The following is a 14,450-nucleotide window of genomic DNA, read 5'->3' as shown; positions in this document are numbered from 1 at the left end:
AGAGAATCCTGAGCGCCTACGAAACCGTTTGCGTCGAAATAAAATCAGCCCGGATTTTTGACAATAGCTGCCGCCGACCACTCTAATTAGTTGCCAACTGGCGTTTTGTTGCGCAAAATGCCGCTCAATCACAGACAAACCTTGTTGTTATCATGACGGCCATCTGCTGAGGCAAAGTACGGCGCAGAGAATTAACTGATTGAAAAAATTTAAGATTAATTATCTGCTCATCGGCATTGTCACCCTGCTGCTGGCAGCGGCCCTGTGGCCATCCATTCCCTGGTTCGGCAAAGCCGATAACCGCATCGCGGCAATCAAAGCCCGCGGGGAATTGCGCGTCAGCACCATTGCCACACCGCTCACCTATACCCGTATTGACGGAAAATCCTACGGTCTCGATTACGATCTGGCGCAGCATTTCGCCGACTATCTGGGTGTGAAGCTCAAAGTCACCGTCCGCCAGAATATCAGCCAGCTCTTTGACGATCTCGATCATGATGATGCGGATATGCTCGCTGCAGGACTGGTGTACAACAGCGAACGCATCAAAAACTACCAGACCGGCCCGGTTTACTACTCCGTTTCTCAGCAACTGGTTTACCGGGTTGGCAGCCCTCGCCCGCGCACGCTGCAATCTGTTAACGCCAGCCAATTGACCGTTGCACCGGGGCAGGTGGTGATCGACGATCTTCGCGCCTTAAAAGAGAAAAAATACCCGGATTTAAGCTGGACGGTGGATGAGAAGCTCGGCACCAATGCGTTGATGGAACAGGTGCTGGAAGGCAAATTGAGTTACACCATTGCCGACTCGGTGGCGATAAGCCTGTTCCAGCGGGTGCACCCTGAGCTGGCTGTCGCACTGGATGTGACCGATGAACAGCCGGTCACCTGGTTCAGCAAGCGCGATGACGACAATACCCTTTCAGCCGCCATGCTGGATTTCTTCAATAATATGAATGAAGACGGTACCCTCGCACGGCTGGAGGAGAAGTATCTCGGGCATGGTGAAGACTTTGACTATGTGGATACGCGCACTTTCCTGCGCGCTGTCGATAGCGTACTGCCCGAGCTGCAACCGATGTTTGAGAAATATGCCCAGCAGATCGACTGGCGTCTGCTGGCAGCCATCTCCTATCAGGAGTCACACTGGGACGCCCAGGCCACCTCACCAACCGGGGTGCGCGGCCTGATGATGCTGACAAAAAATACGGCGCAAAGTTTAGGCCTAAGCGATCGTACCGATGCGGAACAGAGCATTAGCGGCGGCGCGCGCTACTTGCAGGATATGATGAGCAAAGTGCCGGACAGCGTACCGCAGGATGAGAAAATCTGGTTTGCGCTGGCGGCCTACAATATGGGCTATGCGCATATGCTGGATGCACGCGCGCTGACGGCAAAAACCAAAGGCAACCCCGATAGCTGGGCCGATGTAAAACAGCGTCTGCCGCTACTGAGCCAGAAACCCTGGTACAGCAAACTGACCTACGGCTACGCACGCGGGCATGAAGCATACGCTTATGTGGAGAACATCCGTAAGTATGAAATCAGCCTGGTCGGTTACCTGCTTGAGAAAGAGAAAGAAGCGGCCAAAGCGCTAAAGCTGGCAAAGAGTTACCCGGCGGTTTCTACGGATGAACTGAACCGCCCCGCCTACGGCATACTGCCTTTTAGCGCCTTTACCACCAGCGATCCTTTTCCGCGCAACCCGCTGCTGACGCCGGATACGTTGGTAAAAAACCCACTGAAAGTGAACCGATAAAGTGCTTTAACCGCCCGACTGCTCTTGTGAATCAGAGAGCGTTTTTTTCAGCGCTTTTTTCTCCTGCCGACGCTGGCGGAAAAAGTCGCTCAGCATTGCCGCACACTCATCGCGCAGCACCCCTTCGGTGATCGCCACCCGGTGGTTCATTCCCGGGTGATGCAGCACATCCATCAGCGAACCCGCCGCACCGGTTTTCGCATCCCGCGCGCCAAACACCAGATGACCAATGCGGCTATGCACCATTGCCCCGGCGCACATCACGCAGGGCTCCAGCGTGACATAGAGCGTGGTGTCGATCAGGCGGTAGTTTTGCAGCACCATCCCCCCCTGACGCAGTGCCATGATCTCCGCATGCGCCGTGGGATCGTGACGGCCAATCGGCCGGTTCCAGCCTTCGCCAATCACCCGTTCGTTATGCACCAGTACCGCGCCAACGGGCACTTCGCCTTCTTCCCATGCACGTTTCGCCAGCGTCAGCGCATAACGCATCCAGTATTCATGGTTCAGTTCAGGATTGGACAAAGGGAAAAACTCCAGTGATTCAGGCGGGCGCATTATACAGCCCTTCGCTGTTTATTCCAGTTGCTGTAACTCACCGCGCGGCGTCACACGCCAGCGGTGCTGGCAAAAATAGAGCAACGGGTTGTCTTGCTTGCTGTCGCTATAACCACTGTACAGACGCAGCGGCGTACCGATTTTCCGCTCCAGTTGCGCCACTTTCTCGTGCCCGAGACAGCGCATCGTTAGCACCCAGCCGCCATAACGACGGTTGATCTGACTGGCAATCACATTCACCTTCGGCAACCAGGGCGTATCAAAATAGACTTGCTCCACCAGCGGTTGCGGCGAGCCCGTGATCAACCAGATATCCGCATCAGAAGCGGTAAGGTACTGGGTTAGTCGCGATTGCACCACCGGAAACGCCGTCACGTGTTCGCGAAACCAGCGGACAAACTGCTGCTCACGCTTTTTCAGTTGGTGTTCACTGTGGCCAAACGTGCAGCCCCAGAGCAGCAGGCTCATAGGCCAGCGGGCTGCACGCCCTTTAATCAATAACGCGCCAGCAATCACCGGCAATAGCGGCAGCACCAACAAGGCATTCAACGGCTGGTGCCGCAACAGATAACGTAAAAACGTACCGAACATATCCTGCTGGTGCAGTGTTCCGTCAAGATCAAAAAATACGACGCGGCGCTCGCTGGTAGCCAAATGTTGTCCCTCTGCCTGGTTAAACGCCGATCGCCATTTATCCTCTTCTGGCGATCGCTATTAGAGATAGCCTAACAGATAGAACCTGACTTTTCCGGTAACAAGACACCTGCAATATAAAGCAGCTATTTCGTTACGCCACAGATGCACTACACTGCCTTATCTTTCCAGGAACCGTAGTGACCATGACTTCGCATACCAAAACGATGCGCGCCTTTAGCTCTGCCTCTTTCCGACATCTGTTCTTTGCCCGTCTGTTCACCGTACTGGGTAACGGCATCGCTCCGATTGCACTGGCCTTTGCGGTACTGGACATCGGCGGTTCCGCCGCCGATTTGGGCCTCGTCGTGGCGGCTCGATCTGTTTTTAATGTCGCCTTCTTGTTGGTCGGCGGTGTATTGGCAGATCGCTATTCACGTAGCCTGGTGCTGGTTTCGTCCTCTGTTGTGGCGGCGATATCGCAAGCGGTCGTCGCATGGTCCGTGCTAAACGGCAGCGCAACGGTCATGGGCCTTGCCCTGTTAGGTACCCTGAATGGTGCCGCCGCAGGCGTTGCGTTACCGGCCTCCTCCGCGCTGGTGCCCCAGACGGTGCCAGCCCATAACCTGCGCGAAGCCAATGCGTTGATCCAGTTAGGTATTTACAGTGGAACCGTGGTTGGTGCTTCGCTGGGCGGGGTCCTGACCAGCGCCGTCGGGCCTGGCTGGGGACTGGCGATTGATGCGCTCGGCTTTGCTGCCTCGGCGCCGCTCTATTACTGGATCCGTACAGGCGTCGCGCCAGTCGCCGCCGCACAAACCAACATTCTGCAGGATCTGCGCGACGGCTGGAAAGAGTTCGCCAGCCGGACATGGGTCTGGTCCATTGTCGTTCAGTTCACCATTATCAATGCCGCATTCAGTGGTGTAGTGATGGTTCTCGGCCCGATCATTGCCGATGCCTCATTTGGCCGCACCCAGTGGGGAATCATGGTTGCGGCGCAAAGCGTTGGGTTGATTGTCGGCTCATTCCTGGCATTGCGCTGGCGCCCGCGTCGCGACCTGTTTATTGGCGTGATGCTGGTGTCGTTGTGTGCGTTGCCTATTTTCCTGCTGGGGCAGATTGCGCCGACACCGTGGCTTATCGCGGCATTTTTTATCGCGGGCGTCACTTTCGGTCTGTTTGGCGTGGCCTGGGCACAGTCGCTGCAAACCCATATACCGCCAGAAAAACTGGCGCGTGTATATGCATACGACGCGCTGGGATCCTTTATTGCGATCCCGGTTGGCGAACTGGCCGCCGGACCGCTGGCCATACATTACGGTAACAGCAATGTATTAATGGCTTCAGCGGGGGCCGTGGTCATCGCAACGTTTGTTGCCAGCCTGATCCCGGCCATTCGTCAGCTCGATAACTCACCGAAGGTGAAAAGACACAGCGCCGAAGGATCCACTTGATCGCTGTCAAATGCCGGGTTGTGATACTTTGTCGTGATAGAATTTTTAATTCATAATAATAATCAATTGCTGGAATATTAAATTCTCTCATTTGTATGCGTTGTTATTGCCTCCGGAGATCCTATGAACTGTTTAATTCGCATCCGTCAGCGCTATTCCGGCCTGGCGCAGAGCGATAAAAAGCTGGCGGAATTTCTGCTTGAAAATCCCGATCGCGCGCGCCATTTAAGTTCGCAACAGTTGGCCGCCGAAGCGGGTGTTAGCCAGTCGAGCGTCGTGAAGTTTGCCCAGAAAATGGATTTCAAAGGATTTCCGGCAATGAAACTGGCCATCAGCGAAGCGCTGGCCAGCAACACCAATCCCTGGTCCGTGCCCGTGCATAACCAGATCCGCGGCGACGATCCGCTACGTGTGGTGGGTGAAAAGCTGATCAAAGAGTACCAGAGCGCCATGCACGCCTCACTGGATGTCAACAGTGAAGAGAAGCTGCTGGAAAGCGTACGACTGCTGCGCGAGGCACGGCGTATTATCCTGACCGGTATTGGCGCTTCCGGGTTGGTTGCCCGTAACTTCGGCTGGAAGTTGATGAAAATTGGTATTAACGCCGCGGTGGAGCAGGATATGCACGCCCTGCTGGCAACCGTGCAGGCAATGGAGCCTGGCGATCTGTTGTTGCCGGTTTCTTATTCCGGCGAACGGCGTGAAATCAATATAGCAGCCGATGAAACCCTGCGCGTGGGCGGCAAGATCCTCGCCATCACCGGCTTTACCCCCAACGCCCTGCAACAACGGGCGACACATTGCCTTTACACTATCGCCGAAGAGCAGGCGACGCGCAGTGCGGCCATCTCCTCCACCAGCGCGCAAATGATGCTGACGGACTTACTGTTTATGGCGCTGGTACAGCAGGATCTGGAGCATGCGCCGGAACGCATTCGTCATAGCGAGGAGCTGGTAAAAAAACTGGTTTGAGCAGGGAATCATCGTATAATGCCCGCCCTGTTAGTGATGTTTCTGAGATTTTCCTGATGGCGCTGTTAATCACCAAAAAATGCATCAATTGCGATATGTGCGAGCCGGAATGCCCGAACGAGGCGATTTCGATGGGTGACAGCATCTATGAGATTAACAGCGATCGGTGCACCGAGTGCATTGGGCACTATGAAACGCCGACCTGCCAGAAAGTGTGCCCGATCCCCAATACCATCCTGAAAGATCCGGCACATATAGAAACAGAAGAACAGCTCTGGGATAAATTCGTCCAGATGCACCACGCCGATAAGATTTAACTTTCAATTATCACCGTTGCGCAGGCGTAATGCCGCTCATCCGCCAGCGTCACGTGAGTGGACTTCACGCCCATCTGCTCCGCCAGCCGCAGCGCCTCATCCCACAAACGCAAGCCTGGCTTACCCAGTTCGTCGTTGAACACTTCGAATTGATTAAATGCCAGACCGTTACGAATACCGGTGCCAAACGCCTTCGCCGCCGCTTCTTTTACCGCAAAACGTTTTGCCAGGAAGCGCACCGGTTGCTGATGCGCCTGGTAGAGCTCCCATTCGTTAGCGCTCAACACCCGCTTCGCCAGGCGATCGCCGCTGCGGGCGATCACCGCTGCGATGCGGTCTATCTCAACGATATCCGTACCCAGTCCGAGGATTGCCATTACGCGCGCGCTTCCTGCATCAGGCGTTTCATCTCGGCGACGGCCTCTTTCAGACCACTCATCACCGCGCGACCAATAATGGCGTGGCCGATGTTCAGCTCGTGCATTTCTGGCAGTGCGGCAATGGCCTTCACGTTGTGATAAGTCAACCCGTGGCCCGCATTCACTTTCAGGCCGAGGCTGGCGGCGTAGGTCGCAGCTTTGGCAATGCGCTCCAGCTCTTTCGCCTGCGCGGCATCGTTTTCTGCATCAGCGTAGCAACCGGTGTGGATTTCGATGTACGGCGCGCCAACGTCCGCAGCGGCTTTGATTTGCTCCGCATCGGCGTCGATAAACAGCGATACCTGAATACCGGCAGCGGCCAGGCGCTGGCAGGCGTCACGCATTTTCTCGCGCTGACCAGCCACATCGAGGCCGCCTTCCGTGGTAACTTCCTGGCGTTTTTCCGGCACCAGGCAGCAGAAATGCGGTTTGGTTTCACAGGCAATTGCCAGCATCTCTTCGGTGACCGCCATTTCCAGGTTCATTCGCGTATCCAGCGTCTGGCGCAAAATACGCACGTCTCTGTCGGTGATGTGGCGACGATCTTCGCGCAGATGCACGGTAATGCCGTCGGCTCCCGCCTGTTCAGCAATAAATGCTGCCTGCACCGGATCCGGGTAAGCCGTGCCACGTGCGTTACGCAATGTTGCGATATGATCGATATTGACGCCCAACAGTAATTCAGCCATGACAATCCTCAGTGTTTTCATTGGTTCCGGCGCGGTCTTCGCCTCGCCTGGCCTGATTTTTTCCGTTATCGCTTCGGCATAAACTGCCGGAACAGTTCCCGGCTTTTTAACGGCTTGCCTCCAAGATACGGCTTTAACGCAATACGGGTAAAGCGCTTTGCAGCGCGCAACGTGTCGGCATCCGGGAATTCACGCTCAGCCAGCGCACGCAGATGCCGGCCAGTAAAGGTGCTGTTATCCATTACTACGCTGGCAATAAACCCTTTCTCTTCCCGGTAGCGATAGGTCATCAGGTCATCCACCGGCTCACCGCTGCCCGCACAGTGCAGGAAATCAACGCCATAACCCAGATGCCCGAGCAGTGCCAGTTCAAAGCGACGCAGCACAGGTTCCGGCGTGCCGGTTACGCCCGCTAACGCCTGGATGCAGTGTAAATAGTCGAAGAAGAGTTCGGAGAAGCGGGTCTCATGCTCCAGCACGCGGGCAATAAGCTCATTAACATAAAGGCCGCTGTAGAGCGTGATACCGCTGAGCGGCAGCGCCAGTGAAACCGCTTCTGCGCTGCGCAGCGTTTTGACTTCGCCACGCCCGCCAAAACGTACCAGCAGGGGAGTAAAAGGCTGTAATGCGCCTTTAAGATTAGAGCGTTTGGAACGTGCGCCTTTTGCAACAAGGCGCACGCGGCCCGACTCTTCCGTGAAGACGTCCAGCATCAGGCTGGTTTCGCTCCACGGACGGGAATGGAGGACGAATGCGCGCTGCCATCCTTCCATCGTGTTCTCGCCGTCTGTCAGGCCATTAACGCTTAAAGATCGTCGACATAACCGAGACTGCGCAGCGCGCGTTCGTCATCGGCCCAGCCGGACTTCACTTTCACCCACAGTTCAAGGTGAACTTTGGCTTCAAACATCTCTTCCATATCTTTACGGGCTTCAATGCCGATGGTTTTGATTTTGGCCCCTTTGTTGCCAATCACCATCTTCTTCTGCCCTTCGCGCTCAACAAGGATCAGCCCGTTGATGTCGTAGCCGCCGCGCTCGTTCGTAATGAAACGTTCGATTTCTACTGTCACCGAATACGGCAGCTCCGCGCCGAGGAAACGCATCAGCTTCTCACGAATGATCTCAGAAGCCATAAAGCGCTGAGAACGGTCGGTCACGTAATCTTCCGGGAAGTGATGAATGGCTTCCGGCAGGTGTTTGCGCACGATGCTGGCGATGGTATCAACATTGGTGCCGGTTTCCGCAGAGAGCGGTACGATGTCGAGGAAATTCATCTGGCTGGCGAGGAACTGCAAGTGCGGCAGCAGATCGGCTTTTTCTTGCACGTTGTCCACTTTATTGACTGCGAGGATCACCGGCGTTTTGCCGTCGCGCAGTTTGTTCAGCACCATTTCGTCATCCGGCGTCCAGCGCGTGCCTTCCACTACGAAGATTACCAGCTCAACATCGCCGATTGAACTGCTTGCTGCTTTGTTCATCAGACGGTTGATGGCGCGCTTCTCTTCCATATGCAGGCCCGGGGTGTCGACGTAAATCGCCTGATACTCCCCTTCGGTATGGATACCGACAATACGGTGGCGCGTGGTCTGTGCTTTACGGGAAGTAATGGAAATCTTCTGCCCGAGCAGTTTGTTCAGTAGCGTGGATTTGCCGACGTTGGGACGTCCAACGATGGCGATAAACCCGCAATAGCTTTTTTCAGTTTCAGTGCTCATTCCAGCTCCAGTTTTTTCAGCGCCTGTTCGGCGGCAGCCTGCTCCGCCTTACGGCGGCTGGAACCTGTGCCGACCACCGGTTCGCTCAGGCCGCTGACCTGGCAGTGGATAGTAAATTCCTGATCATGTGCTTCACCGCGCACCTGCACCACCAGATAGGACGGCAGCGGCAAATGGCGACCCTGCAAAAACTCCTGCAGGCGCGTTTTCGGATCTTTTTGCTTATCGCCCGGACTGATTTCGTCCAGGCGCGTTTGATACCAGCTCAGGATTAATTGTTCGACGGTCTGGATATCGCTATCGAGAAATACCCCGCCAATTAATGCTTCAACGGTGTCCGCGAGAATGGATTCACGGCGAAAACCGCCGCTCTTCAATTCACCCGGCCCTAAGCGCAGACATTCGCCTAATTCGAATTCGCGGGCGATTTCCGCCAACGTATTACCGCGAACCAGCGTGGCGCGCATGCGGCTCATATCACCTTCATCCACGCGAGGAAAACGGTGATAGAGCGCATTAGCAATCACAAAACTTAAAATCGAGTCGCCAAGAAACTCCAGACGCTCATTGTGTTTGCTACTGGCACTGCGGTGGGTTAATGCCTGCTGCAACAGATCCTGATGATGAAAAGTGTAGCCCAGCTTCCGTTGAAGCCGATTAATTACGATGGGGTTCATGCGATACCAATAAATAAATGCGTCAACAATGCAGCACACGAAACCGACCTGAGAAAAACCAACGCGGTTTCGTGTGCTGTGGCGCCCGGAGGAGCCAGCCTCAAACTTCGGGGGAATATTCTATACGCAACGAGGGGGGTTGTCGTTAGTCTAAGGGGAATAATCGCGGAAATAATTCAGGGCGCAACGGGAATAATTGCGCCCTGGTTAATTAATGAATTCCGCCGATACGATTCAGTCGTACACCTGTCGGCCATTCACCTTCTTGTTTTTCGAAACTCATCCAGATTGCCGTCGCACGACCAACGAGATTCGCTTCCGGCACGAAGCCCCAATAACGGCTGTCAGCACTGTTATCGCGGTTATCGCCCATCATGAAATAGTGACCTGGCGGCACAATCCACGTTGCCAGTTGCTGCCCTGGCTGACGGTAATAAATGCCAAGCTGATCCTGGGCGATCGGTACAGTCAGAATACGGTGCGTCACCTCACCCAGAGTCTCTTTGCGCTCCGTCAGACGAATGCCATCTGCCATGGTTTCGCTTTTAGGCAACTGGAAGAAGCCACTGCTTGCTTCACCGCCGGAGCGGCGACCAAAGGTCTGCACAAAGTCACTGGCTTCAACATTGCTGTAGGTGATCGGCAGCGCGTTGTCGCACGCCTGACCGGAGCTGCAGTTTGGCTGCACGGTAACCTGCTTGCTGACCGGGTCGTAACTGACTTTGTCACCCGGTACGCCAACCACACGTTTGATGTAATCCAGGCGCGGATCGTCCGGGTATTTAAACACCGCAATATCACCGCGTTTCGGATGACCGGTTGCGATCAGCGTCTTCTGGTAGATCGGATCTTTAATACCGTAAGCGAATTTTTCCACAAGGATAAAATCGCCGATCAGCAGCGTCGGCATCATTGAACCGGAGGGGATCTGGAACGGCTCAAAAATAAACGAACGCACGATCAGTACAATCGCCAGTACCGGGAAAACAGAAGCACCGGTTTCCAGCCAGCCTGGCTTCGGACCGATTTTCTTCAGCGTTTTTTTATCAAGGGCATCACCTGTCGCAATTTGCGCGGCGGCCTGACGTTCCCGGCGTTTTGGTGCAAAAATAAACTTATCCAGGCACCATAAAAGTCCCGTCACCAGCGTCGCGATCACCAGGATCAGGGCAAACATGTTCGCCATGCCAACTCCTTAAGGTTATTTGCTCTCTTTGCCTACGTGCAGAATGGCAAGGAACGCTTCCTGAGGCAGTTCGACGTTACCGACCTGCTTCATACGTTTCTTACCTTCTTTCTGTTTCTGCAGCAGCTTTTTCTTACGGCTGACGTCACCGCCATAGCATTTCGCCAGTACGTTTTTACGCAGCTGTTTTACCGTCGAGCGGGCAATAATGTGGTTGCCGATAGCCGCCTGAATCGCGATATCAAACTGCTGGCGAGGGATCAGATCTTTCATCTTCTCCACCAGCTCACGGCCACGGTACGGTGCATTTTCATTGTGGGTGATCAACGCCAGCGCATCGACACGCTCGCCGTTGATTAACACATCCACACGTACCATGTTAGACGCTTGGAAACGTTTGAAGTTGTAATCCAACGATGCATAACCACGCGAGGTGGATTTCAGACGGTCGAAGAAGTCCAGCACCACTTCCGCCATCGGGATTTCATAGGTCAGCGCTACCTGGTTGCCGTGGTAAACCATGTTGGTTTGCACCCCACGTTTTTCCACACACAGCGTAATAACGTTACCCAGATACTCCTGCGGCAGCAGCATGTGGCATTCGGCAATCGGCTCGCGTAGCTCTTCAATATTGTTCAACGGTGGCAGTTTGGACGGACTGTCGACATACACCACTTCTTTGTTCGTGGTTTGCACTTCATACACAACAGTCGGCGCAGTGGTGATCAGATCCAGATCGTATTCACGCTCCAGACGTTCCTGAATGATCTCCATATGCAACAGACCGAGGAAGCCACAGCGGAAGCCGAAGCCCAGCGCAGTAGAGCTTTCCGGTTCGTAGAACAGGGATGCATCGTTCAGGCTCAGTTTGCCGAGCGCATCACGGAAGTTTTCGTAGTCGTCAGAGCTAACCGGGAACAGACCCGCATAGACCTGCGGTTTTACCTTTTTGAACCCTGGCAGAGCTTTGTCCGCCGGGTTGCGTGCAGAGGTCAGCGTATCCCCGACCGGTGCGCCGAGAATGTCTTTAATTGCACAGACCAGCCAGCCCACTTCGCCGCACTTAAGCTCGGTACGATCAACCTGTTTCGGCGTAAAGATGCCGAGACGGTCAGCGTTATACACCTGGCCGGTACTCATAACTTTAATTTTGTCGCCTTTGCGCATGGTGCCGTTTTTGATACGCACCAGCGATACCACGCCCAGGTAGTTATCAAACCAGGAGTCGATGATCAGCGCCTGCAGCGGCGCGTCCGGATCGCCTTCCGGCGGCGGAATGTCCCGCACCAGACGTTCCAGCACATCCGGCACGCCAACACCGGTCTTCGCCGAACAGCGCACCGCATCTGTCGCGTCGATGCCGACGATATCTTCAATCTCTTCGGCAACGCGCTCAGGATCGGCGGCTGGCAGGTCGATTTTGTTCAGTACCGGCACCACTTCCAGATCCATTTCGATGGCGGTATAGCAGTTTGCCAGCGTCTGCGCTTCCACGCCCTGACCCGCATCCACCACCAGCAGTGCACCTTCACAGGCGGCCAGCGAGCGGGAAACCTCATAGGAGAAGTCAACGTGCCCGGGAGTATCGATAAAGTTCAGTTGGTAGGTTTCGCCGTTAAGGGCTTTGTAGTCCAGCGTTACGCTCTGGGCTTTGATGGTAATACCGCGTTCGCGCTCAAGATCCATGGAGTCCAGCACCTGGGCTTCCATTTCGCGATCGGAAAGACCACCGCAAATCTGGATGATACGGTCAGACAGCGTCGACTTACCGTGGTCGATGTGAGCGATGATCGAAAAGTTACGAATATTCTTCATATAGTGAGATTTTATGCCTTACGAGTAACTAAGAGGCCTGTTCGCGCCTGACGTCAAATGTACTTAAACGCCGCATTCTACACTACAACCGCAATGCGGGGAAATGCTCATACCAGCAAGAAAAATGCCGCTTTTTTCACCGTTACAAGGGTGAAATTACGGGCGGCTTTCAGTGGAAGCATCGTCGACGCGAACAAGGTTCGGAGGTAAACCTACGCTAATGATGATGGGTTGCCATTCGCTGCGGGAAGCCAGTTTGGGCGAGAGTCCTCGTGCCAGTAAAAAACCGCCAACACCGCCGAGCACCGCACCGCACAGCGCCGCAAGATCGTGACCAAACAGCGCCTGGAAAATGGCGCCCAGGACAAACAACCCAACCAGCGGCGACATATACACCAGCAGAGCCGATCCCAGCAAACTGGCTTCGGCAATACCGAGTTCAACTTTTTGCCCGGCCACCAGCGGCTCTGCGCTGGGTACGGCAATGGTATGGCTGGTTTGCGGACCTAACTTATTCAACACGCGGCTACCGCAGCCCGCGCGGGAGGCGCAACTGCTGCAGGAGGCTTTGACGTCACATTCGACTAATGCTTCACCGTTACGCCATGAAACGACGGTAGCCCACTCTTTAATCATTGTGTGGCCTTGAATTTGAGGCTATCCGCAATGCGTTTTGCGGTTTGTGGAGGGAGTTCGCCTACGATGGTAATTTCGGCATTGTCACGAACCGTGGTGCTAACCGTGCGACGGCCGGTACGCAGGACCTGATCGCTACTGTTCTGGTTTGCGCGGTTCACGTTAATCGAGAAGCTAAATAAGCCGTCTGAATAAAGGCGCGACTCAACGGGAACATCCACCGTTGGCAACTGGCGACGACTGCTGGCCACCTCGCTAAATCCTTCTGGTAACCAGGACGGCCCCCAATTGAAGTCAACTTTATCCCCCGCAGGGACCGAAAGCAGAGGCGGTAAACTGGCTTTTGCCAGCGTTTGCATGCTGTTCGCAACCTGCGTGTTCACGGAAAACGCGATCACGCGGAACTGTTCGAGAGTTTCGCCATCGCGATCGAGTAAGTCGACGCGCATTGGCAGGCGTGTTTCCGAATCCATCCAGACGATGTAACTGTAACGGGTGCCGTCACGGGCAACAACGCGGATAACCTCACACAGTCTGTCGGCAATACGTGTACGTCCTACAGAAATGAAATCATAGTAGGAAGAGAGACGCTTAAAATCGGTATAAACCAGCGTAGGCAGCGAATCGACGATGTAGTTGCCGTTCAGCGTAAACGGCTCAAGACCCGGCTCAAAGTAGCTGATCTCATTACCACGCTGCACCACTTCGCGGCGAGGACCGTCCATTTGCAGCATTTGGGCCAGAGGCTGGTCGTTCAGGCGCGCATGGCGGTAGCGTAACGACTCCACTCCCTGCTTATTGATGCTGATAAAAGACAGTTCGTAGTTGAGCGACTGACTCGCCACGTTCATTTGCTGCAACAACGCCCCGGACGAAACATCAGCCGAGGCGTTAGCAGAGAAGAACAGACCAGCAGCCACAAAAGACATGGCACACCAAAGTTGCTTCATTACTGCGATTGCGTTCCTAAAGTTTGATTTCCTGGCACCTGCACAGCAGCCTGCTGCGTTTGCGCCTGCTCAAACTGAAGCTGTTCTGCATGCAGGCGTCGTTGCAGTTCGTAGTCCTGCAGCATTGCATTGATACGACGGCGCTGCTCCTGCGCTTGCTGTTGCTGACCGGCGGTTGCGGTAGCATCAGACGGAACACCCAGACTTACCGGACTGGCTTTACCCATCATCGGCAGCGTGTTAAACACCGGGCCTTCGGGCTGCTGGGTTGATTCAGCTGAGCCATTATAGTGCTGAACGCCAACAATTACAGCTAACGATACGCATGCAGCCACGCCCATTTGGGTAAGCTGGCTTGCCCACGGGCGAACCTTATGCCAGAACGGCATTTTCTGCCACTGGTGCGGGGCGGGTTGCGCTTCGGGAATCAATGGCGCGGTCGGTTGAACGGCGTCATTCTCAATCGCGGCCATGACTCGGGCTGAGATATCGAAATGGATGACATCGGCGGTATCACCGCGCATTGCATCGCGGATGAGGTGATAGCTTTCCCATGTTTGCTGCAATTGCGGATCCTGAGACAGCTCCGCGAGCAGCTCGTTATCCAGCGTTTCACCATCCATTAAAGCGGAAAGTTTTTCTTTCTGCATGCCTAATACCTTTTT

General features: G+C 54.8%; 16 protein-coding genes. 4 read left to right on the top strand and 12 right to left on the bottom strand.

The features are described 5' to 3' along the window. The first annotated feature begins 199 nt into the window (after window positions 1-199). The gene (mltF, locus tag O9K67_RS06475; RefSeq protein WP_061493672.1) at window positions 200-1,759 is read left to right on the top strand and encodes a membrane-bound lytic murein transglycosylase MltF; all 1,560 of its coding nucleotides are present in this window, start codon (window positions 200-202) and stop codon (window positions 1,757-1,759) included. Window positions 1,760-1,765: 6 nt separating this feature from the next. Here the strand turns inward: mltF and tadA are convergent, their stop codons facing one another. Both tadA and yfhb read right to left on the bottom strand, forming a co-directional pair. Continuing rightward, window positions 1,766-2,317 carry a tRNA adenosine(34) deaminase TadA gene (tadA, locus tag O9K67_RS06470; RefSeq protein ID WP_148654694.1) on the bottom strand — a complete coding sequence of 184 codons (552 nt, stop codon included), beginning with the start codon at window positions 2,315-2,317 and terminating at the stop codon, window positions 1,766-1,768. A gap of 18 nt (window positions 2,318-2,335) precedes the next feature. Beyond that, complete coding sequence (gene yfhb, locus O9K67_RS06465; RefSeq protein WP_061493670.1) at window positions 2,336-2,971, bottom strand: phosphatidylglycerophosphatase C; 636 nt, start codon at window positions 2,969-2,971, stop codon at window positions 2,336-2,338. A gap of 185 nt (window positions 2,972-3,156) precedes the next feature. Here yfhb and O9K67_RS06460 point away from each other — a divergent pair, with 185 nt between their 5' ends. The 3 genes from O9K67_RS06460 (at window position 3,157) to O9K67_RS06450 (ending at window position 5,696) form a co-directional block, all read left to right on the top strand. Continuing rightward, on the top strand, window positions 3,157-4,407 hold the full coding sequence (locus O9K67_RS06460; RefSeq protein WP_061493668.1) for an MFS transporter: 1,251 nt from the start codon (window positions 3,157-3,159) through the stop codon (window positions 4,405-4,407). 123 nt (window positions 4,408-4,530) lie between these two features. Further along, window positions 4,531-5,379, top strand: a complete 849-nt coding sequence (locus tag O9K67_RS06455; protein ID WP_061493666.1) for a MurR/RpiR family transcriptional regulator — start codon at window positions 4,531-4,533, stop codon at window positions 5,377-5,379. A 56-nt stretch (window positions 5,380-5,435) separates the two neighbouring features. Beyond that, window positions 5,436-5,696, top strand: coding sequence for a YfhL family 4Fe-4S dicluster ferredoxin (locus tag O9K67_RS06450; protein WP_061493664.1), 261 nt, complete (start codon window positions 5,436-5,438; stop codon window positions 5,694-5,696). Here O9K67_RS06450 and acpS read toward each other — a convergent pair. The 10 genes from acpS to rseA all read right to left on the bottom strand — a co-directional run bounded on the left by acpS (window position 5,693) and on the right by rseA (window position 14,435). Then, window positions 5,693-6,073 carry a holo-ACP synthase gene (gene acpS, locus O9K67_RS06445; protein WP_061493663.1) on the bottom strand — a complete coding sequence of 127 codons (381 nt, stop codon included), beginning with the start codon at window positions 6,071-6,073 and terminating at the stop codon, window positions 5,693-5,695. The two genes, O9K67_RS06450 and acpS, sit on opposite strands and share 4 nt — an antisense overlap. Further along, a complete protein-coding gene (gene pdxJ / locus O9K67_RS06440) occupies window positions 6,073-6,804 on the bottom strand; it encodes a pyridoxine 5'-phosphate synthase (protein ID WP_061493661.1) in 732 nt (243 codons plus the stop codon). Before pdxJ ends, acpS begins: the two co-directional genes overlap by 1 nt. A 65-nt stretch (window positions 6,805-6,869) precedes the next feature. Next, window positions 6,870-7,577 (bottom strand): DNA repair protein RecO, encoded by a 708-nt coding sequence (gene recO / locus O9K67_RS06435; protein ID WP_061493659.1) that lies wholly within the window; start codon window positions 7,575-7,577, stop codon window positions 6,870-6,872. A 32-nt stretch (window positions 7,578-7,609) separates the two neighbouring features. Next, window positions 7,610-8,521 (bottom strand): GTPase Era, encoded by a 912-nt coding sequence (gene era, locus O9K67_RS06430; RefSeq protein ID WP_061493657.1) that lies wholly within the window; start codon window positions 8,519-8,521, stop codon window positions 7,610-7,612. Next, window positions 8,518-9,198: a ribonuclease III gene (gene rnc / locus O9K67_RS06425; RefSeq protein WP_061499814.1), complete on the bottom strand. Its 681-nt coding sequence runs from the start codon at window positions 9,196-9,198 to the stop codon at window positions 8,518-8,520. The genes era and rnc overlap by 4 nt, the downstream gene beginning before the upstream one ends. Before the next feature lie 211 nt (window positions 9,199-9,409). After that, window positions 9,410-10,384: a signal peptidase I gene (lepB, locus tag O9K67_RS06420; RefSeq protein WP_061493655.1), complete on the bottom strand. Its 975-nt coding sequence runs from the start codon at window positions 10,382-10,384 to the stop codon at window positions 9,410-9,412. Window positions 10,385-10,399: 15 nt separating this feature from the next. Further along, a complete protein-coding gene (lepA, locus tag O9K67_RS06415) occupies window positions 10,400-12,199 on the bottom strand; it encodes a translation elongation factor 4 (RefSeq protein WP_061493654.1) in 1,800 nt (599 codons plus the stop codon). Window positions 12,200-12,355: 156 nt separating this feature from the next. Next, window positions 12,356-12,835, bottom strand: a complete 480-nt coding sequence (rseC, locus tag O9K67_RS06410) for a SoxR-reducing system protein RseC (RefSeq protein ID WP_061493652.1) — start codon at window positions 12,833-12,835, stop codon at window positions 12,356-12,358. Beyond that, entirely contained in the window at window positions 12,832-13,785 is a 954-nt protein-coding gene (gene rseB / locus O9K67_RS06405; RefSeq protein ID WP_061493651.1) for a sigma-E factor regulatory protein RseB, read from the bottom strand. Before rseB ends, rseC begins: the two co-directional genes overlap by 4 nt. Further along, window positions 13,785-14,435, bottom strand: a complete 651-nt coding sequence (rseA, locus tag O9K67_RS06400) for an anti-sigma-E factor RseA (protein WP_061493649.1) — start codon at window positions 14,433-14,435, stop codon at window positions 13,785-13,787. Before rseA ends, rseB begins: the two co-directional genes overlap by 1 nt. Between the last annotated feature and the right edge of the window lie 15 nt (window positions 14,436-14,450).

Source organism: Kosakonia oryzendophytica (assembly GCF_027886705.1).
Lineage (GTDB): Bacteria > Pseudomonadota > Gammaproteobacteria > Enterobacterales > Enterobacteriaceae > Kosakonia > Kosakonia oryzendophytica.
Note: the sequence above shows the minus strand (reverse complement) of the source record. Positions and strands in the feature narration are given on the sequence as shown.